The sequence below is a fragment of the Streptomyces sp. NPDC001137 genome (assembly GCF_040298885.1).
In the GTDB taxonomy this organism is placed as follows: Bacteria; Actinomycetota; Actinomycetes; order Streptomycetales; family Streptomycetaceae; genus Streptomyces.
Genome location: NZ_JBEPBA010000017.1, coordinates 182,885 through 206,653 on the forward strand (window position 1 = coordinate 182,885; position 23,769 = coordinate 206,653).

Sequence of the window (23,769 nt, forward strand, 5' to 3'; positions counted from 1 at the left end):
TAAGCCGGCGGGCAGCACGGCTCGCACCCGGGCGAGGCGCGCGACGCCCTCGCCCGGGCTCGAAACGGCCGGTGTGTCACCGCGGTTGTCGGGTCAGCGGTGCGCCCTCGAGCGGTCCAGCGCGGCGACGCCGAGCGCGGCGAGGCCGATCTGGATGAGCCACTCGATCCAGTCGATGCCCTTGGTGTCGGCCACGTCGAAGGCATTGGCGATCGCCGATCCGATCAGTGCGGCCACGATGCCCACGAGGATCGTCAGCAGGATGCCGATGCGCTGCCGCCCCGGGACGACCAGCCGGCCGAGCACACCGATGACGATGCCGATCACGATGGCACTGATGATGCCTGAGATCTCCATCTCCGCCCCTCTTTGTCAAGGCCCCCGCACTATCCGGATGCCCGCTGTCGCGGGGGACAGTCCGTTCCGCTTCAACCACGGGTCAACGCCGGGTCAATCTCCGTCCGTCGGCCCCGGTGACGCCTGTTCAGCTCCACTCCTGCCATGTACCGTTCAAGCGATTGGCCGCACGCCAGGCGTACGGCCGAATTTCTACGCGCGCAGATGCGCTGTGTCTACGCGCGTAGGTCCGGCCCCGCACCGCCCGCTCCTTCCCCAACCCCACACGGAGGTACGCCGGATGCTCGCACTCACCAGATCGCGCCGAAGACTCACCACTGCCCTGGCCGCGTTCGGCCTGCTCACCGCCGCCGCGGCGGCCCAGGCCACCGTCATCGCCACGCCCGCCCACGCGGCCACCACGCACCGCGTCCTGTTCGACGACGGGCACGCCGAAGAGGCCGGCAACGCCGACTGGATCATCTCCACCAGCAAGCCCGACCCGCTGGGTGAGGACTCGTCCCCGTCCTCGGAGACCGACTGGACGGGCGCACTGTCCTCGTGGGGCGTGGCCCTGCAGAAGACCGGCAGCTACAGCCTCAAGTCCGCCACCAGTGCCCTCACCTACGGCGGCTCGTCCGCCACCGACCTGTCGAACTTCGACACCCTCGTCCTGCCGGAGCCCAACACCCTCTTCACCACCGCCGAGAAGACGGCGATCATGACCTTCGTCAAGAACGGCGGCGGACTGTTCATGATCTCCGATCACACCGGGGCGGACCGCAACAACGACGGTGAGGACGCGGTCGAGATCCTCAACGACCTGATGACCAACAACAGCGTCGACTCGACCGACCCGTTCGGCTTCTCCATCGACTCGCTGAACATCAGCTCCGACCACCCGGCCGCCATCAGCGACAGCAGCGACCCCGTGCTGCACGGCTCCTTCGGCACCGTCACCAAGAGCCTCATCGCCAACGGCACCACCGCCACCCTCAAGCCCTCGGACAACTCCTCCGTCAAGGGCCTGCTGTACCGCACCGGTTATTCCGGCAACACCGGCGCCTTCTTCCTCACCAGCACCTTCGGCAGCGGGCGGGTCGCCTTCTGGGGCGACAGCTCGCCGATCGACGACGGCACCGGCCAGTCGGGCAACACCCTCTACGACGGCTGGAACGACTCCAGCGCCACCAACGCCCCCCTCGCCCTCAACGCCACCGCCTGGCTCGCCGGGGCCGGCAGCAGCGGGGGCGGCGGCGGTGGCTCCGGCACCTGCACCGCCGCCCAGCTCCTCGGCAACAACGGCTTCGAATCGGGCAACACCACCTGGAGCGCCTCCAGCGGCGTCATCACCAACTCCAGCAGCGAGTCGGCCCGTACGGGCTCCTACTACGCCTGGCTGGACGGCTACGGCACCGCCACCACCGACACGCTCTCCCAGTCGGTGACCATCCCGTCCGGCTGCACCACCGCCGCGCTCAGTTTCTATCTGCACGTCGACACGGCGGAGACCAGCACCAGCACGGCGTACGACACGCTCAAGGTCCAGGTGCTCAACAGCTCCGGGACCGTGCTGGGAACCCTGGCGACGTATTCGAACCTCAACGCCGCCAGTGGCTACACCCAGCGCAGCTTCAGCCTGGCGAGCTACGCGGGCCAGACCGTCACCCTCAAGTTCACCGGCACCGAGGGCTCCACGCTGCAGACCTCCTTCGTCATCGACGACACGGCGCTCAACGTCAACTGAAGCCCCTGGGGCCCGGCGTCCGCGCCGGGCCCCGCACGGTCATGCGGCCGGGACCGTCCGCTCCGGGGTGTTCCATCCGGACACCCGCACCCGCGGCGCCGATCCGTGCAGATCCGCCGTGCGGTAGGTGGCGGTCAACGTGACCGTCTCTCCCGGCCACAGGCCCACCTCGTTGTCCGACCACTCGACGGGCAGCACCGGCTTTCCCTGCGCGTCGACGAGATGGACGTCGGTGAACAGGGCCGGCGTCTTCCCGCTGCCGGTGTTGCGCAGGGTCACGGTCGTCGTCGCGGTCGCGCCCGACGTATCCGTCGAGGCCGTCGCCGCCACCGGTATCTGGGGCATGGCACCGAGACCCGTGAGATCGGCGTAGCTCGTCGTCGGCGTGTAGTACCAGTCGGTGCGGGCCCAGTCGAGGGTGTCGGGCCTGGAGGACAGCCAGTACACGTTGCGGCTGATCTCCCTGCCGGAGGAGTCGCTCAGCGTCAGACGCACCAGATAGGTGGTCGCCAACCCGGGCACGGACGCCGGCAGGGTGAGTGCGGTGCTGTGCGCGCCGTCCCCGCCCACCTTCACTCCGGTGACGGTCCTGTCGTACTTCTGCGTCCCGTCGGGGTCGAACAGCGTGGCCCGGACGGTGAGCCCCGAGGCGGCCGAGTGCCGGTTGTCGACGACCACCACCGAGCGATCGTCGTAGGAGTACTGCACGTGCAGCGGCTCGTTCGCCTTCTTGGCGCCGAAGTAGGCGCCGCCCTGGTCGAGGTAACGGTCCATCAGCTGCCAGTGCAGCGAGGTCCAGCCGCTGTTGAACATCCAGTACACGACTCCGGTCGACGGTTTCGACGAGTCGGTGGCATTGCGCCCGTACGCCTCGAACTGGGCGCGGACGTTCTCGTACTGGGCGAGCTGCGCCTTGCGGACGTAGTCGGTCAGGCTTTTCGGGGCGCCGTAGCGGCCGGTGAGGGCGTCGTCGTAGAGCTTGAGGGTGCCGAAGGTCGACGACGGGGAGCGGTGGTACTGCTTGGCGTTCGGGTTCTTCCAGAGGGTGTCGAGTTCGGCCGGGGTCATCATGCGGCGCAGGGTGTCGAGGGTGGGGATGTCGGGGCCCGCGCTGGTCTCGGAGTTGAAGCCGGTGGCGCCGCCCTCGCGTTTGGCGTACCAGTAGTTCGGCGGGATCCAGTCATAGGGGCCCGTCATCTTCAGGCCTGAACTGCCCAGCTGGGGCGAGGACTTGTCGGAGGCGGCGGCGACCACCGGGACCGGCCAGTCGTCGGCCTTCAGGGCGTCGAGGTAGTTCTTCTCGATCGTCGCGTCGGGGGCGAAGTCGCTGCCGACGAGGAAGGAGATCACGCTCGGGTGGTCGCGCAGCCGGGCGGCTTCGGCGGCCATCGACGCCTTGGCGACCGGGTAGTCCGCGGCGGTCCACTTCTCGCCGGACTCGCTGCCGTTGACCTGGCCCTCCCACTTGTCGCAGCACTCCCAGCCGGGCAGCGTGAGGATGCCGTAGCGGTCGGCGAGGTCGAAGAACTCGTCCGGTTCCAGGTGGCCTTCGAGACGGATGGTGTTCAGGCCGAGATCGAGGGCGTACTTCAGCCGGTCCTCGACATACGTACGGTCCCAGCGCAGGAACTCGTCCGGCGACCAGCCGCCGCCCTTGATCAGCAGTCTGCGGCCGTTGACGCGGTACTGGCGGGCGCCGTCGGAGTTCAGCGGTGCCTGCACATCGCGGATGCCGAAGGTCTGCTGCGCGGTGTCGGAGACGGTGCCGGAGACGGACGCGGTGAGCTTCAGGTCGTAGAGGGGCTGTCCGCCCATGCCGGCCGGCCACCACACCTTCGGCGAGGTCAGGTGCAGGCCGGGGACGTCAGAGGGGGTGAAGCTGACGGTCCTCGTCTCGTGCGCGGCCAGCGTGAGGGTCTTCTCGAAGGCCGTCGTGCCGATGCTGCCTAAGACCGTGGTGGTCACCGGTTCGCCGGAGTCGTTGCGGGCCTGCGCCTTCACGGTCAGGTCGGCCGAGGCGAGCGAGGGCACGTCCAGTCTGGTGACCACGTGCGCGTCGCGCAGGGCGACCGGGCCACCGCGGCGGACGAGGACATCGCGGACGATGCCCATGTTCTCGTCGGGCGGCGGCTGGAGCCAGTCGATCCAGCCCATGGTCAGGTTCTTGTCCGGGTCGTTGGGCCGGATGCGGAAGGCGACGGTGTTCGTGCCGGAGCGGACGAGTGACGTGACGTCCAGTTCGTGGTGGGTGTAGGCGCCGGTGACGTCCTGCGCCGTGGCGACCTGGTGGCCGTTGACGTAGACGTCGGCCGCCGAGATCACTCCGCTGAGGTCGAGGGAGGTGCGCCCGGAGGTGTCGGCGACCGTGAAGTCCGAGCGGTACCACCAGGGGACCTGGAAGTCGGCCTTGGGGATCTTCTGCTGGTTGGTCGAGTAGAACGGGTCCGCGTACACGCCGTTCGCGAGCAGGGCTGCGAGGACGGTGGAGCGGGGGCCCGCCGGGTACCAGCCGGTGGCCGGGTAGCCGGGGGAGGAGATGTCGGCCGGCGGGTCGGAGACCTTGGCCGTCGACTGGATCGTGTAGCCCGTCAACGCGGTCGCGCTGCCCGGCGCGGCGGACACGCGGGTGACCCGGTCCGGCGGGGCGGCTTGTCGGGCGTGGGGTCCGGCCCAGGCGCTGGTCGTCAGGGAACCCAACAGACCGAGGACTACGGCGGCCGTGGCGAGACGGTGTCTGTTCACGGAGTGTCCAGCCCCTTCGTAAAGTTAGGAAACTTTACTAACTCGGGTCACGCTAGGGGCGCCGAGCGGACCCTGTCAATGACCGCGGCCCGGGGCCGAGTGGGTCAGGACCCGGCCGACCGGCGCTCGAACACCACGTCCCGAGCCGTCCCGAGCGCCGTGGCCACCGCGCCCAGCAGCACCGCGTCCTCGCCGAGCCGGCTGGGCGCGACCTTGGGCCGCAGCGGGGTGAGCGACCGCAGGTGCTCGCGCACCGGGTACAGCAGCAGGTCCACGCTGTGGCCCACCCCGCCGCCCAGGACCACGAGATCCGGGTCGAGCACGGCCGCGGCCGCCGCCACGGTGTGCGCGATCCGCTCGCCCTCCAGCTGAACCGCCTTGACCGCGGCGTCGTTTCCCTGCCGGGCTGCGTCGAACACCGCCTTCGCGGTGAGCTGTCCGCTCATGCCGAAGCGGCGTGCCGCCTCGACCACGGCCACCCCCGAGACCGCGTCCTCCAGCCGCTCCGGCTTCTGCTGCCCCGGCCAGGGCAGGAACCCGATCTCCCCGGCCAGCCCGTGCGCCCCCGTGAACAGCCGTCCCTCGCTGACCACGCCCATCCCGAGACCGGTGCCGATCAGGATGTACGCGAACAGCCGGCTGCCCGCGCCGACGCCGTAGGTGTACTCGCCGAGCGCCGCCAGATTGGCGTCGTTGTGCACCTCCAGCGGAACGCCCAGCTCCTCGCGCATGCGGTCGAAGAGCCCGGCGCGTCCCCAGCCCGGCAGGTGCATCGCATAGCGCACCCGGCGCTGTCGCTCGTCGTACACGCCCGGCGTGCCCACCACGGCGTGCACCACCTCCTGGGCGGCCACGCCCGAGCCGCCGACCACCTGACGGGCGGTCGCCACCACCAGGTCCGCCATGGCGCCCGAGCTGCGCGCCCGGTTGCGCACGTCGGAGCGCGCGACGACGGTGCCGTCCAGGTCGGCGACGGCGACCCGCAGCCAGCTGCGGCCGACGTCGATGCCGAGGGCGTAACCCGCCGCCGGGTCCGGGGCGTACAGCACGGCGGTGCGGCCGCGCTCCGGTGCGAGGGTGCCGACCTCGTGCACCAGCCCGGCCGCCTCCAGTGCGGCCAGCGCGCTGGAGACGGTTGGCTTGGACAGTCCGGTTTCCCGGGCCAGTTGGGCGCGTGAGGCGGCGCCGCCGCCGCGCAGCCGGTCGAGCAGCAACCGCTCGTTGGTGCTGCGCAGCCGCCGGCGGTTCCAGGGCTGGTCCTGCTGGTCTACGGCGTCACTGGCGGGCATCGCACCATTCTCACGTATGCGCGGGGCCGTCCGATGGAGCCTCTTGACGCATCAAGTAAGGCTCCTTAACTTTATCGGCCAACGGCCTCGCCGGGCGAGCCAGGCCGGCCAAGGTCGGCCAATGCAGCCCAGCGCCCGGTGCTTCAGGAGTCCTCATGTCCGGTAGTCCGCCACCCGCCGGTGGTTTCGTCCGTCGTGTCGGCCTGTTCCAGGCCACCGCCATCAACATGAGTCAGATGTGCGGCATCGGGCCGTTCGTCACGATCCCGCTCATGGTCGCCGCGTTCGGCGGCCCGCAAGCCGTGATCGGCTTCATCGCCGGTGCGCTGCTCGCGCTCGCCGACGGGCTGGTGTGGGCCGAGCTGGGCGCGGCGATGCCCGGCTCCGGCGGGAGCTACGTCTATCTCCGCCAGGCCTTCCAGTACCGCACGGGCCGGCTGATGCCGTTCCTGTTCGTCTGGACGGCGATGCTGTTCATCCCGCTGATCATGTCGACCGGCGTGGTGGGCTTCGTCCAGTACCTCGGGTATCTCGCGCCCCACCTCGGACAGACCTCCGGCGACCTGATCGGCCTCGGCATCATCGCCCTGGTCGTGATTCTGCTGTGGCGCGGCATCGAGCACATCGCCCGGATCACCGCCGTGATGTGGGCCGTCATGATCATCTCGGTGGTGCTGGTCATCCTGGCCGCCGCCACGGACTTCAGCGCGCACCTCGCCTTCACCTACCCGGCGCACGCCTTCGACCTGGGCAGCAACCACTTCTGGCTCGGCTTCGCCGGCGGCCTGACCATCGGCATCTACGACTACCTCGGCTACAACACCACGGCCTACATGGGCGCCGAGATCAAGGACCCCGGCCGCACCCTGCCGCGCTCGATCATCTTCTCCATCCTCGGCATCATGGCGATCTACCTCCTGCTGCAGATCGGCACGCTCGGGGTGATCGACTGGCACCGCATGACCAACCCGGACGACATCGCGTCCACATCGGTGGCCTCGGCGGTCCTGGAGAAGACCTGGGGCAAGGGCGCGGCGGACACGGTCACCGTCCTCATCCTGATCACGGCGTTCGCCTCGGTCTTCACCGGGCTGCTGGGCGGCTCGCGGGTGCCGTACGACGCGGCCCGCGAGCGCGTCTTCTTCCGCCCCTACGCGAAGCTCCACCCCAAACACCGCTTCCCGATGCTGGGCCTGGCGACCATGGGCGTGATCACGGCCGTGGGCTTCCTGATCGGCCGGCACACGGACCTGGCGACCCTGATCCAGCTGCTGACGACGGTGATGGTGATCGTCCAGGCGCTGGCCCAGATCGTCGCACTGACGGTGCTGCGCAGGCGCCAGCCGGCCCTGCCCCGGCCGTACCGCATGTGGCTCTACCCGGTGCCGAGCATCGTCGCGTTCGCCGGCTGGTGTGTGATCTACGGGTACGCGGACAAGAACTCGCCGGGCCGCCATCCCATCGAGTGGTCGCTGGCCTGGCTGGCTCTGGGCTGCGTCGCGTATGTGCTCTGGGCGCGCTTCGAGAAGGTGTGGCCCTTCGGTCCGAAGGAGATCGCGGAGGAGTACCTCGCGGCCTCGGCGGTGGTGGACGCGGAGCCCGCGGGCGCGTAACGAATCCGCGGGCCAGTCGGGGTTGGTCGCGCAGTTCCCCGCGCCCCTTGAGGGGCGCGGGGTCGCGCCAGAAGTTCCGTGGGGCGCGTCATCGGCTCCGTCGTCCTTGACATGCAGGTAATTGCCTGCATAATGTTGAGTGTGCGATCAGGTGAGGACTCCGGGATGGACAAGGTCTTCAAGGCGCTGGCCGACGAGACCCGCAGGCGGCTGCTGGACCGGCTGCACGAGCAGAACGGGCAGACGCTCGGCGAACTGTGCGAGCGCATCGCGATGACCCGTCAGTCGGTGACCCAGCACTTGGGCGTCCTGGAGGACGCCAACCTGGTCGGCACGGTGCGGCGGGGGAGGGAGAAGCTGCACTACCTCAACCCGGTCCCGCTCCACGAGATCCAGGAGCGGTGGATCGACAAGTTCGAGCGCCCGCGCCTGAGCGCGCTGAGCGACGTCAAACGACGAGCCGAGGAAGCCACCATGACCGACAAGCCCAGTTACGTCTACGTCACCTACATCCGCAGCACACCCGAGAAGGTCTGGGAGGCGCTCACCGACGCGGACCTGACCGCCGCCTACTGGGGCCACCGCAACGAATCGGACTGGCGGCGGGGCTCACGCTGGGAGCACGTTCGCACGGACGGCTCCGGCATCGCCGACGCCGTCGGCACCGTCGTGGAGAGCGAACGCCCGACCCGCCTGGTCACCACCTGGGTCGACCCCCAGAACGAGGGGCAGGAGGACACGTACTCCCGGGTGACCTTCGAGATCACGCCGCACGAGGACATCGTCCGACTCACCGTCACCCACGAGGACCTCTGGGACGAGGGCGCGCTGTCCGACGTCTCCCGCGGCTGGCCGGCGGTGCTGTCGAACCTCAAGTCGCTGCTGGAGACCGGCAGTCCGCTGCCGCAGCAGCCGTGGTCCGTGCCCGGCCACTGAGCGAGGCGGGACGCGGGAGGGCCGGTCCGCACCGAGCGCGGACCGGCCGTCATGCCGTCCTTTCCGGTCCTTCCTACGGCCTGGGGGCGCTCCTCGCCGCCGTGCCGGCGCACATCAGCCCCAGGACCACGGCGAGGGCACCGATGATGATGTTGTTGAGGGCGACACCGGTGTCCGGGCTGGTACCGACGACCCAGGGTGCGATGATCATCCAGATGCCCATCGCGCAGAACGCCCAGCTGAGGCCGTACATGCGCTCGGGGGCCCGGGTGAACCCGAGGGCCAGCAGGCCGATCGCGATGCCGACGACGAGATTGTGCGTGACCAGCGGGGGCTGGCTCGTCGTGTAGTGGAGTATCCACGGGGATACGGCGCAGTACAGACCGAGCAGGAACACCGGTCCGTCCAAGAGCGTCACATCGCGACCGCCAAGCATGCGGGCATAGCGTTCCCGCATTTCGGAAACATCAGGGTGGGTGGTGATGTCCCCCCTGCTGGTGGGCGAGACGTTGGCCATGACTCGTCTCCTTTGACTCGCAGGCCTGACCGCGTCTGGTGCGGTATGCGGGTAAGCGCCGCGTAAGGGCCATTCTGCTCTTATTTCATCTTTATGTGTAGTGGTCGGCGGGTTGCTCGAGGCGGACGGGCGCCCGCGGGGCATGCTCCCGGCTCCCGTACATGTCTGCGCAGATCGCGGGCATGCGGACCATAGAGACGTTGTAACCGCATCTCGCAACTGGAGGTGGCTGCCGCTATGGGCGCGAAGGTGTTGGAGCGGTTTCCTGCGGGAGCTCCGCGCGGATCGTGGCCGGCGGAGGAGTACGCGGCGCGCTGCCGCGCCGAGGGCAGGCCCGCGACGGTGATCATGGACCTCAAGTCGGACGCGTTCCTCGTCGTGGTGCCGACCGACGAGGACTGACCCGGCACGCGCTCACGTCAGGGAGCCGCCCAACTCGCGCGCCCTGCGCACGAACACCTCGTAGAGGTCCTGGGCCGCCCGGGGCGCGGAAACGGCGCGGCGGCGCTGCAGCATCAGCAGAACCTCGGTGGAGTCGTCCGAGATCGGACGGTAGGTGATCGAGCCCTGCCGCTCCAGCGGGTCGCCGATCACACTGAAGTCCGGCAGGAGTGTGGCCCCCAGTCCCTCGGCCACCATCAGCTTGCCCATTTCGGCGCCGTCGGTGGAGAAGGAGAAGTCGGGGGAGCGGCCCCGGAGCAGCCGGTGGGCGTAACGGTGCATGACATAGCCGGACCGCATCGCGATCACCCGCTCCGGACCGTTCAGGACATCGTCCACCGTGACGGCGGACAAGGTGGCGAGCGGACTGTCCGGGCGCAGACACAACACCGGGCGCCCGCGCAGCAGTTCGGTGCTCTCGAAGTCGGCGGGCAGATCGTCGCCGTCCAGGTGGTTCACCAAGCCGAGGTCGAAACCGCCCTCCAGCAGAGCCCGGTGGATCTCGGACTGCTGCGCGCCCACCACCTCCACCTGCGTCATCGGATGGGCCGCGCGGAAGGCCTGTACGGCCGGGATGAGCAGGGGGACCGTGGCGGCGTTCACCGTGCCGACGCGGACCATACGGCTGGTCCTGTGCTGTTCTCCCGCCGCGCCGCGCAGCCGGTCCACCGCGTCCAGCACATCGATGATGTGCGGCAGCAGCTCCCGGCCCTCCGCGCTCATCGTCGCCCCGGACCGCTTGCGCTCCAGCAGGTCGACTCCCAGTTCGCGTTCCAGATTGCGCACCGTCTCGCTCAGCGCCGGCTGGGAAAGGCGCAGTTCCTCCGCGGCCCGGCGCAGTGAACCGAGCCGGGTCACGGCCGCGATGTATTCCAGTTGTTCCGTCCGCACGCCCAGCAGAATGCGGCCCGTTCCACCCCGCGTTCAAGGGTTTCCCTGTCACACGTTCGTGAAATTCAATGGTCCGGGATGCGAGACCGGTCGGGTTTGCCTTGACGGTCCGCGGCGCCGACTGCCACGATCGACGACATGAAGATGCGACTGGACCTCACGCGGCGACGCCATGTCGACCTCGCGCGCGTCTCCAGCGCCTCCTGTTGCGCCGCGGCCTGATCAACCCCCTGAATCCGCCGCCCTTTTCCGTCTTCTCCGCCTGAATTCGCCGCGCCCTTGCACGGCTTGAATTCGGCGTGCCCGGAAACATTCCGCAACAGGAGTCACGCATGCCTGCCGCGCCCGTCAAATTCGCCTACTGGGTCCCCAACGTCAGCGGGGGACTCGTCACCAGCAAGATCGAGCAGCGCACCGACTGGGGATACGAGTACAACCGCGAACTCGCCGTCCTCGCCGAGAACAACGGCTTCGACTACGCGCTCAGCCAGGTCCGCTACATGGCCAGCTACGGCGCCGAGTACCAGCACGAGTCGACCAGCTTCAGCCTCGCCCTGCTCCTCGCCACCCAGCGCCTGAAGGTCATCGCCGCCGTCCATCCCGGCCTGTGGCACCCCGGCGTCCTCGCCAAGCTGGGCGCCACCGCCGACCATCTCTCGAACGGCCGCTTCGCCGTCAACGTCGTATCGGGCTGGTTCAAGGGCGAGTTCACCGCCCTCGGCGAGCCGTGGCTGGAGCACGACGAGCGCTACCGCCGCTCCGAGGAGTTCATCCGCGCCCTGCGTCAGATCTGGACCGAGGACCACACCGACCTCTCCGGTGACTTCTACCGGCTGCGCGACTTCTCCCTCAAGCCCAAGCCCCTCAACACCGCCGAGCGGCCGCACCCGGAGATCTTCCAGGGCGGCAACTCCACCGCGGCCCGCGCGATGGCAGGCCGGGTCTCCGACTGGTACTTCTCCAACGGCAAGGACTTCGACGGGGTCACCGAGCAGATCAACGACGTACGCAAGGCGGCTGCCGAAGTCGGCCGCAAGGCACCGAAGTTCGGCCTCAACGGCTTTCTCATCGCCCGTGACACGGAGGCCGAGGCCCGTGACACGCTCCGCGAGATCGTCGCCAAGGCGGACACCGAGGCCGTCGAGGGCTTCGGCGCCGCGGTGAAGCAGGCGGGACAGTCCACCGCCGACAAGAAGGGCATGTGGCAGGACTCCTCCTTCGAGGACCTGGTGCAGTACAACGACGGCTTCCGTACGGGGCTCATCGGCACTCCCGAGCAGATCGCGGAGCGCATTGTCGCCTACAAGCAGCTCGGCGTGGACCTCCTGCTGCTCGGCTTCCTGCACTACCACGAGGAGGTCGAGTACTTCGGGAAGCGTGTGCTGCCGCTCGTGCGTGAACTGGAGGCCCAACTGCCGGACGCGGAGCCCGAGTCCGTCCACGTGCACGCCTGACCGGCCCCCACCGCGAGAAGAGGTCATCAGCATGAGCACTGCCACGCCCACCGACTGGACCACCCTCCCCGCCCCCCGGACCGCGCAGGACTGGATCGCCCGCGCCGCCGAGGTCGCCGCCGTCCTCGCCACCGACGCCGCCGAGCGCGACCGCGCCGGAGCAACCCCGTATGCCGAGGTCCAGCTCCTGAAGGACGCCGGCCTCGTCACCCTGCTCGGCCCCACCGAGCACGGCGGCGCGGGCCAGGACTGGCCCACCGCCTACCGCGTCGTCCGCGAGGTCGCCAAGGCCGACGGTTCCATCGGCCAGCTCCTCGGCTACCACTACCTGTGGTTCTGGGCCGCCCGTCTGGTCGGCACCCGCGCACAGTGGGAGCAGGTGGAGGCCGAGGCCAGCCGCGGCCGCTGGTTCTTCGGGGGAGCCGTCAACCCCCGCGACAAGGACGTCATCGTCACCGAGGACGGCGACGACCTCGTCTTCACCGGCCGCAAGTCCTTCTCCACCGGCAGCAAGGTCTCCGACGTCACCGTCCTCGAAGGCGTCCTGGAAGGCACGGACAACCACGTCTTCGCCATCGTGCCCTCCGACAGCGAGGGCCTGACCTTCCACGACGACTGGGACAACATCGGCCAGCGGCTCACCGAGAGCGGCGGCGTCACCCTCGACGGCGTGCGCACCCCCTGGTCCTCCGCGGCCGGCTACGTCGACAAGCAGTTCCAGCCGCGCACGTACAACACGCTCAACGTCCCCACCATCCAGCTGGTCTTCGTCAACTTCTACCTGGGCATCGCGGGCGGCGCGCTGGAGACGGCGGCCACCTACACCCGCACCAAGTCCCGGTCCTGGCTGCACGGCGGCCACGAGCGCGCGGTCGACGAACCGTACGTCATCGACACCTACGGCGACCTCACCGCGAAGCTGTGGGCCGCCGAGGCCCTCGCCGACACCGTCGCCGCCGAGGGGCAGAAGCTGCACGACGATCCGGACGCCGTCACGGAGCAGACCCGTGGCGACTTCGAGGTGCGGGTGGCCGCCGTCAAGGCACGCGCCACCGACGTCGCGCTGGAGATCTCGAACCGCATCTTCGAGGTCACCGGCGCCCGCTCCACCGCCACCTCCGAAGGCCTCGACCGGTTCTGGCGCAACGTCCGCACCCACACCCTGCACGACCCCGTCGCCTACAAGCGGCGCGAGGTCGGCCGCTGGGTCCTCGAAGGCGAACTGCCCGAACCCACCTGGTACTCCTGACCGCTTCCCCGAGGGCGCCCGCCGTGTGCGGGCGCCCCGCCTCCTCGCCTGAGGACGCCTTCCCAGCGCATCCCGGCGCATCCCCGAAAGAGGACCCATGGCCACCGTCCTGTCCGTCTCCGGCAGCCCCTCCGCCTCCTCCCGCACCAACCGCCTGCTGCGTCACCTGGACAAGAGGCTGATCGCACAGGGCCACGAAGTGATCCCGCTCGACGTGCGCACCATCCCCGCCGAGGCCCTGCTCGGCGCGGACTTCAAGCACCCCGCCATCGTCGCGGCCACCGAACTGTTCGCGCAGGCCGACGGTGTCGTCGTCGGCACCCCCGTCTACAAGGCGTCGTACTCCGGGGTCCTCAAGGCGCTCCTCGACCTGCTCCCGCAGTACGCACTGACCGGCAAGACCGTGCTGCCGCTGGCCACCGGCGGCTCGACCGCCCACGTCCTGGCCATCGACTACGCGCTGCGCCCGGTCCTGTCCTCCATGGGCGCCGGCCACATCGTGCAGGGCTGGTTCACCCTCGACAAGGACATCACCGTGCACGAGGACGGCTCGCTGAGCGTCGCCCCGGCCGCCACCGAGGCCCTCGCCCAGGTCGTCGACCAGTTCTCCACGGCCCTGGGCCGCGTCCCGCTCCTGGCCGCGGCGAGCTGAGCGCCATGTCCGCCCATGTCATCGCCGACGACGCGGAGGCCCTCGCCGTGGCGGCCGCCCTGGCCGAGGAGTTCCGCGCCGGCGCCTCCGCCCGGGACGCCGAACGCCGGCTTCCGCGCGAGGAGCTGGACCGGCTGTCCGCCTCCGGGCTGCTCGCGGTCACCGTCCCCGCCGAGCACGGCGGCGCGGACGTCACCGCAGCGACCCTCGCCGAGATCTTCCGGCTGCTCGCCTCGGCCGACGGCAGCCTCGCCCAGATCCCGCAGAGCCACTTCGCCTATGTCAATGTGATCCGCCGTCAGGGCACCGAGGAGCAGCGGAAGTTCTTCTTCGCCGAGCTCCTCGCCGGCCGCCGCTTCGGCAACGCCCAGTCCGAGGCGGGCACCAGGCACGTCCAGGACATCCGCACCCGGCTGGCACCGCAGCCGGACGGCTCCTACCTCCTCACCGGCGTCAAGCACTACTCCACCGGCGCCCTCTTCGCCGACTGGATCCCGGTGCTGGCCCGGGCCGAGGAGGACAAGCTCCATGTCGCTTACGTCCCGCGCGACGCCTCCGGCGTCACGGTCGTCGACGACTGGGACGGCCTGGGGCAGCGGACGACCGCCAGCGGCACCGTCCGCCTCGAACGCGTCCCGGTGCCGGGGGACCGCGTGCTGCCGCACCACCTCACCTTCGAGGGCCCGCAACTCCACGGCGCAGTCGCCCAGTTGCTGCACGCCGCGATCGACGCGGGCATCGCCGCGGGCGCGCTCGCCGAGGCCGCCGAGTTCGTACGGACGAAGAGCCGGCCGTGGTTCGAGAGCGGGGTCGACACGGCCGCCGAGGACCCGCTGCTGATCCAGCGCTTCGGCGAACTCGCCCTGCAGGTACGGGCGTCCGAGGCGCTCCTGCGTGAGGCCGCCCGCACGGTGGACGCGGCAGGCGCCGATCTCACCGACGACACGGCGGCCGAGGCATCCATCGCGGTCGCCGCGGCCAAGGTGCAGGCCGCGCAGACGGCCGTCGACACGGCGAGCGCACTGTTCGAGGTCTCCGGCACCCGCTCCGCCCTCAACTCCCTCAACCTGCACCGCCACTGGCGCGACGCCCGCACCCACACCCTGCACGACCCCACCCGCTGGAAGATCCAGCACATCGGCCGGTACGTCCTCAACGGCACGCGGCCGCCCCGCCACGGCCTTCTCTAGCGATATCAGCGACACCTCTGATCGGAGACCCCACGTGTCCCTCACCTTCCACTGGTTCCTGCCCACCAACGGCGACAGCCGGCACGTCGTCGGCGGCGGCCACGGCACCCCCGCCACCGTCTCCGGCAGGGACCGGCCCCCGACGGTGGCCTACCTGAGCCAGATCGCCCGTGCCGCCGAGGACCTGGGCTTCGTGGGGGCGCTCACCCCGACCGGCGCCTGGTGCGAGGACGCGTGGCTGACCACCGCGATGGTCAGCCAGAACACCGAGCGCCTGAAGTTCCTGGTCGCCTTCCGCCCCGGCTTCGTCTCACCGACGCTGGCCGCGCAGATGGCGTCCACCTTCCAGCGGCAGTCCGGCGGACGGCTCCTGCTCAACGTCGTCACCGGTGGCGAGAGCCACGAGCAGCGGGCCTACGGCGACTTCCTGGACAAGGACGACCGCTACCGCCGTACCGGCGAATTCCTGGAGATCGTACGGGGGCTGTGGGAGGGCAAGACCGTCGACCTGCACGGCGAGCACCTCCAGGTCGCGGACGCGAAGCTGGCCCGGGTGCCCGACCCGGTCCCCGAGGTCTACTTCGGCGGGTCCTCACCCATCGCCGGAGAGATCGCCGCCAAGTACGTCGACACCTACCTCACCTGGGGCGAGCCGCCGGCCCAGGTCGCCGAGAAGATCGCCTGGATCCGGGGGCTCGCCGCCAAGGAGGGCCGCACGCTGCGCTTCGGCATCCGGCTGCACGTCATCACCCGCGACACCTCCGAGCAGGCGTGGGCGGAGGCCAACCGGCTCCTCGACGGCTTCGACCCGCAGACCGTGCAGTCCGTCCAGGCGGGCCTCGCCCGCAGCGAGTCCGAGGGCCAGCAGCGGATGCTCGCCCTGCACGGCGGCGGCAACCGCGACGGCCTGGAGATCCACCCCAACCTCTGGGCCGGCATCGGCCTGGTGCGGGGCGGCGCGGGCACCGCCCTGGTCGGCAGCCACGAGGAGGTCGCCGAGCGGATCAAGGAGTACCACGCCCTCGGCATCGACGAATTCGTGCTCTCCGGATATCCGCACCTGGAGGAGGCGTACTGGTTCGGGGAGGGAGTACTGCCGCGGCTTGCCGCGGAGGGTTTGTGGCGGCACCCTTTCCGTACCGAGTTCGCTTCCAAGGTACAGGTGCCTTTCGGGAGTTGAGTGAATATTCAATTGGTCGTGATTCAACCGGTTTTGGGTTTTCTCGCGTCGAATTCTCGCCGATCCGTCATTAGTATGGATGGATGAACAGCACACCGGAGTTCTACGTGGTAAGGGAGGGTGACACGCTCTCCAAAATCGCGGCCAAGTTCCATGTGTCCCTGGCCCAGATCGAGAAGTGGAACCCCCAGATCAAGAATCCGAACGTCATTCATGTGGGCCAGAAGGTCCGTGTGGTGGCGCCGAGTCAGGAGCCGGTCAGCGAGGACGAGCCCTTCCCGGGCAAGGACTTCTTCCAGCCGTCCGTGAGCAGCCCGATCATCGAGGTCATGGGCTGGCGCCTCATCGAGGAGGGCTGTTCGGCGTATCCCGACGATGAGCCCGACGTCCAGTGGAGCGAGGAGGACCGCGAGTCGTACGCCAAGTGGCAGCGCAAACTCGGATTCGGCGGCAGCGATGCCGACGGAATGCCAGGGCCGCAGTCGTGGGCGAGACTCCATGTGCCCGCCCTGACTCGCTAGCCTGGCGGGGCGTCAAAGGAGCTCGTCATGGCCACCTCTGCGGCGGCACGGGGAAGTCCCCGGGCCCGTGAGCGTCGACGGATCGAGGCCGGGCCACGTCCCCGGCCGCCGCGGTCGCCTTGGCGGGCCCGGGCCAAAACCCGTCTCGCCTATCTCGAGGTGCAGCTGAAATGCGAGGAGGCGAAACCGTCCTCCGGCGACCGCGATGCCCTGCTACAGGGAATGAAAAGCCACCTCGACAAAGCCTGCGCGGCGGCGGAGGAGACGTTCGGTTGGCGGCGGTTGTGGTCGGGGTCGACCGCCCAGGAAGGCGTCTGGTCGAATCTGCGCAGCGCCGACGTGCTGCTGATGCGGCTCGTGTCCGACCAGGAGGCAGCGGGTCGCGCCAGTGAGGTCATGGCGCTGGTCAAGCGCCACCTGGGCAAGGACGATCCCCAGCGCGTCAGACTTGCCCAGCGGATCCGCCCCATCGTCTCCGGGGAGTTGGTGCCGACCGACCGGGAACTGCTGGCCCGGGCGCTGGACAGCGCGTACGCCACCCTCGACTCCGAACTGGCCCGGGTCCGGAGCCTGCGCAACATCCTCTGGACCGCCACGTTCGTCGTCCTTCTCGGGGTCGCGGGCCTCGCCGTGTACGGCTGGTTCTATCCCAAGTCGCTCAGTCTGTGCTTCGCGCCCAAGCTCGGCCCCGGCGGCGGGAACGGCATCGACATCGTCTGCCCGAGCAAAGACTTCCACGGTGTGCCGGAAGGCACCGTCCCCAGCGATCTCGCCGAGAGGAAGGACATCCTCACCGTCGAGGTGGCCGGGCTGGCCGGCGCGGCCTTCACCGTCATCGCGTCCCTGCGCCACATCCGGGGCACCAGCGCGCCCTACATGCTGCCCTTGGCCTCCGCGGTGCTGAAGTTCCCCACCGGCGCCCTGTCCGCCTTCCTCGGGGTTCTGCTGATCAGGGGCGCCTTCGTTCCTGGGCTCAGTGACCTGGACAGCCGGGCGCAGGTCCTCGCCTGGGCAGCCGTCTTCGGCGCCGCGCAGCACCTGGTGACCCGACTGGTCGACGACCGCGCGCAGATGACGCTGTCGGAGGTGGGCAAACCCACCGACTCGGTGGTCGACCCGGAGAACGCCGCCGTCATGGAAGCCGCCGGGGACGGGGTCAGTGAGCGGAGCGAAACAGGCCAGGGCTCGGAAGCGCCGGAACAACCCGCCCCGCAACCCATGCGGTGAAGGGGGGCGGCCTGCCTCACTCGGTCAGCGAGTCGAGGTGTGCCGCCCGCGATTCCTGCGTCTGCCCCTGCACCAGCAGAAACAACCCCTCCCGTGCCAGGCGTTGGGCCCGGTGCGTCAGCAGCATCGAGCGGCCACCTCCGCTCACCACTGCGGCCGTGGTGGCCGCCTGCATCACCTCATAGGCCTGCGTCCTGAGTGCGAGGCGTTCAGCGGCGTGCTCGTGGGGTGCCGCGCCGTCGACCAGGGCGTAGGCCTGCTCGCGCACCTCGGCGAGGCGGGCGCGCAGGGGAGCCGCCGTCTCCTCGTCCAGGAGCAGGAGGGCCGCCTGCGTGATGCCGAAGACCGCCGGGCCGGCGTTGAGCGTCCTGAACCGGTCCGTCGAGGACCATCGCTCGCGCGGACTGCGCAGCACCACGCTCTCCTCGGGCAGCCGCAGGCCCTCCAGCTCCAGCGAGACCGTACGGGCGGCGGTGAGCGCCGCCAGCTGCATCGGTTCCGAGGCGCGCAGCCCCGGCTGGTCGTGGGCGTCGGCGAACGCGAACACGATCTCGGCCGAGTCGGTCACGCCCGCGAGCAGCATCACATCGTTCAGGCCCCAGCCGGTGTACCAGGGCACGGTGCCGTCGAACCGCCAGCCGTTCCGCTCCGGCGTGGCCCGCACGGGCACCCGGGGGAAGGCGCGGACATGGGCGTACGCGATCCCGGCCAGCAGTTCGCCGGACGCAAGCGGGCCCAACAGCCGCTCCCGCACCGGGAGTTCGGACCTCGCCAGCAGGCGCACCGGCGTGTGGTGCTGGGTCTGCACGAACCAGGTCGAGCAGCACGCCCCTGCCAGGATCTCCTGGACCTCCCGCGCCACCGAGTCGGGGGCACCCGCGCCGCCGTACTCCCGCGGTGCGCTCACCCCCAGCAGCCCGGACCGTCGGACGGCCTCGATGTGGCTCGCCGGCACCCCCTCCTGGTCGACATGCGCCGCGTTCGGGGCGAGCAGGTCGTCGGCGAGGGCGCGGGCGGTGGCAACGAGGGGGTGCGGTGCGGCGGTCATGTGGAAGATTCTCCCGAGGTCGTCGTGCGCGGTGTCGATCCGGGGGTGAGCCGTTCGTGTAGGAGGTGAGAGAACGACACGACGCCAAGGAGGACGTCATGCAGTACTACCTGCTCAGCGTGATCACCCCCACCGACGGAACGCCGCCCGGGCCCGAGGCCATGGCGGAGATCGTCCGCAAGCTGGACACCTTCCACGCGGAACTGCGCGAGGCCGGCGCCTGGGTCTTCGCCGGCGGGCTGCACGGCCCCGAGACGGCCACCGTGCTGCGGCCCCGTGACGGCGACGTCCTGATCACCGACGGGCCGTACGCCGAGGGCAAGGAGTACCTGGGAGGCATCTGTCTGATCAAGGCCCCCGACCTGGACGCGGCCCTGGAATGGGGCAGGAAGGCGACCTGGGCGACCACCCTGCCCATCGAGGTGCGCCCCTTCATGCACCAGGCCGAGGAGTGATGTCTGCTCCCGTCGACGTCGAGGCCGTCTTCCGCGCGGAGTACGGCCGTGCCGTCGCCGTCCTCGTCCGCTTCCTCGGTGACATCGACCTCGCCGAGGAAGCGGTGCAGGACGCCTTCACGACGGCCGTGCGGCGCTGGCCGGAGACCGGTGTGCCGCCGAGCCCGGCCGGCTGGATCATCACCACCGCGCGCAACCGTGCGATCGACCGGCTGCGCCGCGAGTCCTCCCGCGAGGCGCGCCACGCCGAGGCGGCCCTGCTGCACACCCCCGACGCACCGGCCGAGGAGGGCCCCGTGCGCGACGACCGGCTCCGCCTGATCTTCACCTGCTGCCATCCGGCGCTCGCCCCCCAGGCGCAGGTCGCCCTGACCCTGCGCCTGCTCGGTGGCCTCACCACACCGCAGATCGCACGTGCCTTCCTGGTGCCGGAGCCGACGATGGCCCAACGCCTCGTCCGCGCCAAGGCCAAGATCCGCAACGCCCGCATCCCCTACCGCGTGCCCCGCGACGCCGATCTGCCGGACCGCCTGAAGGGCGTCCTGGCCGTGGTCTACCTGATCTTCAACGAGGGGTATGGCAGCAGTCCCGACCTGTGTGCGGAGGCCGTACGCCTCGGCCGCCTCCTGTCCGAGCTGATGCCGGACGAGCCCGAGGTGACCGGCCTGCTCGCGCTGATGCTCCTCGTCGACTCCCGCCGCCCTGCCAGGCTGGACGCGGACGGCGTGCTGGTAGCGCTGCCGGAGCAGGACCGCAGCCGCTGGGACCGGGAGCTGATCGCCGAAGGACAGTCACTGGTGCGCCGCTGCCTGCGCCGCAACCAGCCGGGGCCGTACCAGATCCAGGCCGCCATCCAGGCCGTGCACAGCGACGCGCCCACCGCCGATGCCACCGACTGGGGCCAGATCCGACAGCTGTACGACCAGCTTCTGGCCATCGCGCCGAGCCCTGTCGTGGCCCTGAACCGGGCCGTCGCCCTGGCCGAGACCGAGGGGCCCCGTCAAGCCCTGGAGGTCGTCGACACGCTGGACCTAGAGGGCTACCACGTCTTCCATGCCGTCCGCGCCGACCTGCTGCGCCGCCTGGGGCGCGACACCGAGGCGGCAGCGGCGTACGAGGCGGCCATCGCGCACGCGCAGAGCACGGCGGAACGCGCCTATCTCGAACGGCGGCGGCAGGAACTCGGCGGTGTATGACGGGCTCGACCGCGTGTGACGGCCCCTTGCGCAAAGTAGTCCTCCGGCGCCGGGATTTATTTTGGTGTATGAAAGGTTGCCATATACATCTGACCCTGACCGTTCCAGCAGCGAGGCATCGTGAACCACTCCACTCCCGAGCAGCCCGCCGACGTCGTGGCCCGGCTGCGCGCCACCTTCCGTACCGGCCGCACCAAGCCCGTCGAGTGGCGCACCGCCCAGCTGCGCCGCCTGCGCGAGATGCTCACCGAGAACGGACCCGACCTGGCCGACGCCCTCCATGCCGACCTCGGCAAGAGCTCCACCGAGGCCCACCGCACCGAGATCGACTTCACGGTCCGCGAGATCGACCACACCCTCGACCACCTCGCCGACTGGCTGCGCCCGGAAGCCGCCCCGGTCCCGGCCCACCTCGGCGCGGACGCGCGTGCCTGGACGCAGTACGACCCGCTCGGCGTCGTCCTCGTCATCGCCCCCTGGAACTACCCGGCCCAGCTCCTGCTCGCCCCGCTGGTCGGCGCCCTCGCCGCGGGCAACGCGGTGGTCGCCAAGCCGAGCGAACTGGCCCCCGCCACCTCCGCCGCGCTCACCCGTCTGCTGCCCGCCTACCTCGACACCGACGCCGTCGCCGTCGTCGAGGGCGGCATCCCGGAGACCACGGCTCTGCTGGCCGAGCGTTTCGACCACATCTTCTACACCGGCAACGGCACGGTCGGCCGCATCGTCATGCGCGCCGCCGCCGAGCACCTCACTCCGGTCACCCTCGAACTCGGCGGCAAGTCCCCGGCGTTCGTCGACCGCGACACCGACCTCGACGTCGTCGCCGACCGGCTGGCCCGCGGCAAGTTCCTCAACGCCGGACAGACCTGCGTCGCGCCCGACTACGTCCTGACCGACCCGGAGACGGCCGCCGCGCTGGAGCCCGTGCTGACCCGCGCCGTCGAGGCCCTGTACGGCACCGACCCCTCGGCCTCCGGCGAGTACGGCCGGATCGTCAATGAACGGCACTTCGACCGGCTCGCCGGCCTGCTCGACTCGGGCCGCGTCGTCGTCGGCGGCGGCAGCGACCGTACGACGAAGTACATCGCGCCGACCGTCCTGGCCGACGTCGACCCCAAGTCGCCCGTCATGCAGGAAGAAATCTTCGGGCCGATCCTGCCGATCGTCACCGTGCCGGACCTGGACACAGCGATCGAGTTCATCAACGACCGCGACAAGCCCCTCGCCCTGTACGTGTTCTCCGAGTCCGAGGAGACCCGAGGCCGGATCGCCGCCGAGACGTCCTCAGGCGGCCTTGGCCACGGTCTGCCGCTGGCCCATCTCACCGTCTCCGACCTGCCGTTCGGCGGAGTGGGCGAGAGCGGTATGGGCAGCTACCACGGCCGCTACTCGATCGAGACCTTCAGCCACCGCAAGGCGGTGCTGCAGAAGCCGCTCAGCTGAATGCGGCGAGGAGGACGCCCGGCCGTGCGGCGCGGCCGGGCGTTTTTCCGCAGCACAATATTGCCCGCTGCTTATATAAGTGGCGGCTGATACAGTGTCCGCATGCACGCCTTCGATGTGCTCGGGGACCCGGTGCGCCGGCGGATCCTGGAGCTGCTGGCCGGTGGGGAGATGAGCTCGGGAGCGCTCTGCGAGGTCATCGGGGAGGAGTTCGGGATCTCGCAGCCCGGAGTGTCACAGCATCTGAAGGTGCTGCGGGAGAACGGTTTCGCGACCGTCCGCCCCGAAGGAACCCGGCGGCTGTACGCGGTCAATGCCGAGCCCTTGCAGGACATAGACGCCTGGCTCGATCGCTTCCGCCGCTTCTGGACCCCGCATCTGGACGCCCTGGCCACCGAGCTGGCGCGCGGCAAACGCGCGCGCCGGCTCCGGGATGCCGACGAAACCCCGAGGAGCACCCATGACCGACGTGACCCATGACATCAGCGACGTGCGCCGGCAGGTCGGCCGTCGCACCTTCAAAGCGGGCGAGGCGCGGGTGGTGACCGTGACCCGCACCTACGACGCCTCGCTCGACGATGTGTGGGACGCCTGTACGAACCCCGAGCGCATCCCCCGCTGGCTCCTGCCCGTGACGGGAGACCTGCGCCTGGGAGGCCGCTATCAGCTCGAGGGCAACGCGGGCGGTGTGATCGAGCGCTGCGACCCGCCCAAGAGCTTCTCCGCGACCTGGGAGTACGGCGGCGAGGTCAGCTGGATCGAGCTCCACCTGACGTCCGAGGAGGGCGGCACACGCTTCCAGCTGGAGCACATCGCCCATGTCGACGACACGAAGTGGGCGGAGTTCGGCCCGGGCGCGGTCGGCGTGGGATGGGACCTGATGGTCCGGGGGCTCTCCCTGCACCTCGGGAGCGGTGGAGCGGCCGTCGACCCGAAGAAGTTCATGGCCTGGATGGGCTCGGACGAGGGCCGTCACTTCATGACGTCCAGCAGTGAAGCCTGGTACACGGCGAACGTCGCAGGCGGCGAGGACGAGAAAACGGCACGTGAGGCCGCGGACCGGACCACGGCGGCCTACACGGGAGCGGGCGAGGGCGGCGACCAGGGCGAAGGGGGCGCGAGCTGACCGCCTCTCCTGTCGACCGTTGCCCTCGACTTCGTACACGTATCCGCAAAGTCCCCGCGTCGGGGCGGCGCGCCTGTGCGAAACTCCCCCGTTGACGCTCTCCCTCCTGAAGGTGGGAGGTTCTTACGGCTCGCGCCGTGAGACTTCCTGCTTCGTCGCCGACTGCCCGCCCGGAGTTCTCCGTTGAGGTCTTACACCAGCTCCACAGGCCGACACCGCCCGTCCGGCGGCCAGCAGGTTGCGTGCGGCGTTCACGTCCCGGTCGTGGGTCGTGCCGCACTCGCACGTCCAGGTGCGCACGTGCAGCGGCATCTTGTCGGCCAAGGTGCCGCAGACGGAGCACAACTTGGAGGAGGGGAAGAAGCGGTCCACCGCGATCACTTCCCGCCCGTACCAGGCGGCCTTGTACTCCAGAAGGCTGCGGAACTGCGCCCATGCCGCGTCACTGATGGCGCGGGCGAGTTTCCGGTTCTTGACCATGTTGCGCACGGTCAGGTCCTCGATCACGATCGTTTG

The 23,769-nt window shown here is 69.9% G+C and carries 24 protein-coding genes; 17 read left to right on the forward strand and 7 right to left on the reverse strand.

Annotated features, from left to right (window positions below; all coding sequences use genetic code 11):
• Nucleotides 1-93: 93 nt before the first annotated feature.
• On the reverse strand, nt 94-357 hold the full coding sequence (locus tag ABT254_RS30160) for a GlsB/YeaQ/YmgE family stress response membrane protein (RefSeq protein ID WP_351476723.1): 264 nt from the start codon (nt 355-357) through the stop codon (nt 94-96).
• A 280-nt stretch (nt 358-637) separates the two neighbouring features.
• Between ABT254_RS30160 and ABT254_RS30165 the strand changes: the two genes are divergently transcribed.
• A complete protein-coding gene (locus ABT254_RS30165; RefSeq protein ID WP_351476726.1) occupies nt 638-2,083 on the forward strand; it encodes a hydrolase in 1,446 nt (481 codons plus the stop codon).
• A gap of 39 nt (nt 2,084-2,122) precedes the next feature.
• Here the strand turns inward: ABT254_RS30165 and ABT254_RS30170 are convergent, their stop codons facing one another.
• Together ABT254_RS30170 and ABT254_RS30175 are read right to left on the reverse strand one after the other, a co-directional pair.
• The gene (locus tag ABT254_RS30170; protein ID WP_351476729.1) at nt 2,123-4,825 is read right to left on the reverse strand and encodes a glycoside hydrolase family 2 protein; all 2,703 of its coding nucleotides are present in this window, start codon (nt 4,823-4,825) and stop codon (nt 2,123-2,125) included.
• 104 nt (nt 4,826-4,929) lie between these two features.
• Nucleotides 4,930-6,114, reverse strand: a complete 1,185-nt coding sequence (locus ABT254_RS30175; protein WP_351476732.1) for an ROK family protein — start codon at nt 6,112-6,114, stop codon at nt 4,930-4,932.
• Between the two features lie 155 nt (nt 6,115-6,269).
• Between ABT254_RS30175 and ABT254_RS30180 the strand changes: the two genes are divergently transcribed.
• Together ABT254_RS30180 and ABT254_RS30185 are read left to right on the forward strand one after the other, a co-directional pair.
• On the forward strand, nt 6,270-7,727 hold the full coding sequence (locus tag ABT254_RS30180) for an APC family permease (protein WP_351476733.1): 1,458 nt from the start codon (nt 6,270-6,272) through the stop codon (nt 7,725-7,727).
• Nucleotides 7,728-7,892: 165 nt separating this feature from the next.
• Nucleotides 7,893-8,663 (forward strand): ArsR/SmtB family transcription factor, encoded by a 771-nt coding sequence (locus ABT254_RS30185; protein WP_351476736.1) that lies wholly within the window; start codon nt 7,893-7,895, stop codon nt 8,661-8,663.
• 73 nt (nt 8,664-8,736) lie between these two features.
• Here the strand turns inward: ABT254_RS30185 and ABT254_RS30190 are convergent, their stop codons facing one another.
• Nucleotides 8,737-9,180: an SPW repeat protein gene (locus ABT254_RS30190; protein ID WP_351476739.1), complete on the reverse strand. Its 444-nt coding sequence runs from the start codon at nt 9,178-9,180 to the stop codon at nt 8,737-8,739.
• 237 nt (nt 9,181-9,417) lie between these two features.
• On the opposite strand from ABT254_RS30190, the gene ABT254_RS30195 reads away from it, so the two are divergent.
• Nucleotides 9,418-9,582 (forward strand): DUF8839 family protein, encoded by a 165-nt coding sequence (locus ABT254_RS30195; protein WP_351476742.1) that lies wholly within the window; start codon nt 9,418-9,420, stop codon nt 9,580-9,582.
• Between the two features lie 12 nt (nt 9,583-9,594).
• Here ABT254_RS30195 and ABT254_RS30200 read toward each other — a convergent pair whose 3' ends face one another.
• On the reverse strand, nt 9,595-10,512 hold the full coding sequence (locus tag ABT254_RS30200) for a LysR family transcriptional regulator (RefSeq protein WP_351476745.1): 918 nt from the start codon (nt 10,510-10,512) through the stop codon (nt 9,595-9,597).
• Between the two features lie 144 nt (nt 10,513-10,656).
• On the opposite strand from ABT254_RS30200, the gene ABT254_RS30205 reads away from it, so the two are divergent.
• The 8 genes from ABT254_RS30205 (at nt 10,657) to ABT254_RS30240 (ending at nt 17,985) form a co-directional block, all read left to right on the forward strand.
• A complete protein-coding gene (locus ABT254_RS30205; protein ID WP_350786652.1) occupies nt 10,657-10,734 on the forward strand; it encodes a putative leader peptide in 78 nt (25 codons plus the stop codon).
• Between the two features lie 110 nt (nt 10,735-10,844).
• Nucleotides 10,845-11,966, forward strand: a complete 1,122-nt coding sequence (gene sfnG, locus ABT254_RS30210; protein WP_351476747.1) for a dimethylsulfone monooxygenase SfnG — start codon at nt 10,845-10,847, stop codon at nt 11,964-11,966.
• A gap of 31 nt (nt 11,967-11,997) precedes the next feature.
• Nucleotides 11,998-13,215 carry an acyl-CoA dehydrogenase family protein gene (locus ABT254_RS30215; RefSeq protein WP_351476750.1) on the forward strand — a complete coding sequence of 406 codons (1,218 nt, stop codon included), beginning with the start codon at nt 11,998-12,000 and terminating at the stop codon, nt 13,213-13,215.
• Between the two features lie 97 nt (nt 13,216-13,312).
• Nucleotides 13,313-13,867 (forward strand): NADPH-dependent FMN reductase, encoded by a 555-nt coding sequence (gene ssuE / locus ABT254_RS30220; protein ID WP_351476753.1) that lies wholly within the window; start codon nt 13,313-13,315, stop codon nt 13,865-13,867.
• 5 nt (nt 13,868-13,872) lie between these two features.
• Complete coding sequence (locus tag ABT254_RS30225) at nt 13,873-15,057, forward strand: SfnB family sulfur acquisition oxidoreductase (RefSeq protein ID WP_351476756.1); 1,185 nt, start codon at nt 13,873-13,875, stop codon at nt 15,055-15,057.
• A 34-nt stretch (nt 15,058-15,091) separates the two neighbouring features.
• Complete coding sequence (locus tag ABT254_RS30230) at nt 15,092-16,237, forward strand: LLM class flavin-dependent oxidoreductase (protein WP_351476759.1); 1,146 nt, start codon at nt 15,092-15,094, stop codon at nt 16,235-16,237.
• An 83-nt stretch (nt 16,238-16,320) separates the two neighbouring features.
• Entirely contained in the window at nt 16,321-16,758 is a 438-nt protein-coding gene (locus tag ABT254_RS30235) for a peptidoglycan-binding protein (protein ID WP_351476762.1), read from the forward strand.
• A gap of 222 nt (nt 16,759-16,980) precedes the next feature.
• A complete protein-coding gene (locus ABT254_RS30240) occupies nt 16,981-17,985 on the forward strand; it encodes a hypothetical protein (RefSeq protein ID WP_351476765.1) in 1,005 nt (334 codons plus the stop codon).
• 16 nt (nt 17,986-18,001) lie between these two features.
• Here ABT254_RS30240 and ABT254_RS30245 read toward each other — a convergent pair whose 3' ends face one another.
• The gene (locus ABT254_RS30245) at nt 18,002-19,033 is read right to left on the reverse strand and encodes an acyl-CoA dehydrogenase family protein (protein WP_351476768.1); all 1,032 of its coding nucleotides are present in this window, start codon (nt 19,031-19,033) and stop codon (nt 18,002-18,004) included.
• A 98-nt stretch (nt 19,034-19,131) separates the two neighbouring features.
• On the opposite strand from ABT254_RS30245, the gene ABT254_RS30250 reads away from it, so the two are divergent.
• The 5 genes from ABT254_RS30250 (at nt 19,132) to ABT254_RS30270 (ending at nt 23,253) form a co-directional block, all read left to right on the forward strand.
• Nucleotides 19,132-19,488 (forward strand): YciI family protein, encoded by a 357-nt coding sequence (locus ABT254_RS30250; protein WP_351476795.1) that lies wholly within the window; start codon nt 19,132-19,134, stop codon nt 19,486-19,488.
• On the forward strand, nt 19,488-20,684 hold the full coding sequence (locus ABT254_RS30255) for an RNA polymerase sigma factor (RefSeq protein ID WP_351476771.1): 1,197 nt from the start codon (nt 19,488-19,490) through the stop codon (nt 20,682-20,684). Before ABT254_RS30250 ends, ABT254_RS30255 begins: the two co-directional genes overlap by 1 nt.
• Before the next feature lie 120 nt (nt 20,685-20,804).
• The gene (locus tag ABT254_RS30260; RefSeq protein ID WP_351476774.1) at nt 20,805-22,127 is read left to right on the forward strand and encodes an aldehyde dehydrogenase family protein; all 1,323 of its coding nucleotides are present in this window, start codon (nt 20,805-20,807) and stop codon (nt 22,125-22,127) included.
• Between the two features lie 102 nt (nt 22,128-22,229).
• Nucleotides 22,230-22,607, forward strand: coding sequence for an ArsR/SmtB family transcription factor (locus ABT254_RS30265; RefSeq protein WP_351476777.1), 378 nt, complete (start codon nt 22,230-22,232; stop codon nt 22,605-22,607).
• Nucleotides 22,588-23,253 (forward strand): SRPBCC family protein, encoded by a 666-nt coding sequence (locus ABT254_RS30270; protein ID WP_351476779.1) that lies wholly within the window; start codon nt 22,588-22,590, stop codon nt 23,251-23,253. Before ABT254_RS30265 ends, ABT254_RS30270 begins: the two co-directional genes overlap by 20 nt.
• Before the next feature lie 123 nt (nt 23,254-23,376).
• Here ABT254_RS30270 and ABT254_RS30275 read toward each other — a convergent pair.
• Nucleotides 23,377-23,769 (reverse strand): RNA-guided endonuclease TnpB family protein (locus ABT254_RS30275; RefSeq protein WP_351476782.1); only part of this gene is annotated, 393 nt, incomplete at its 5' end.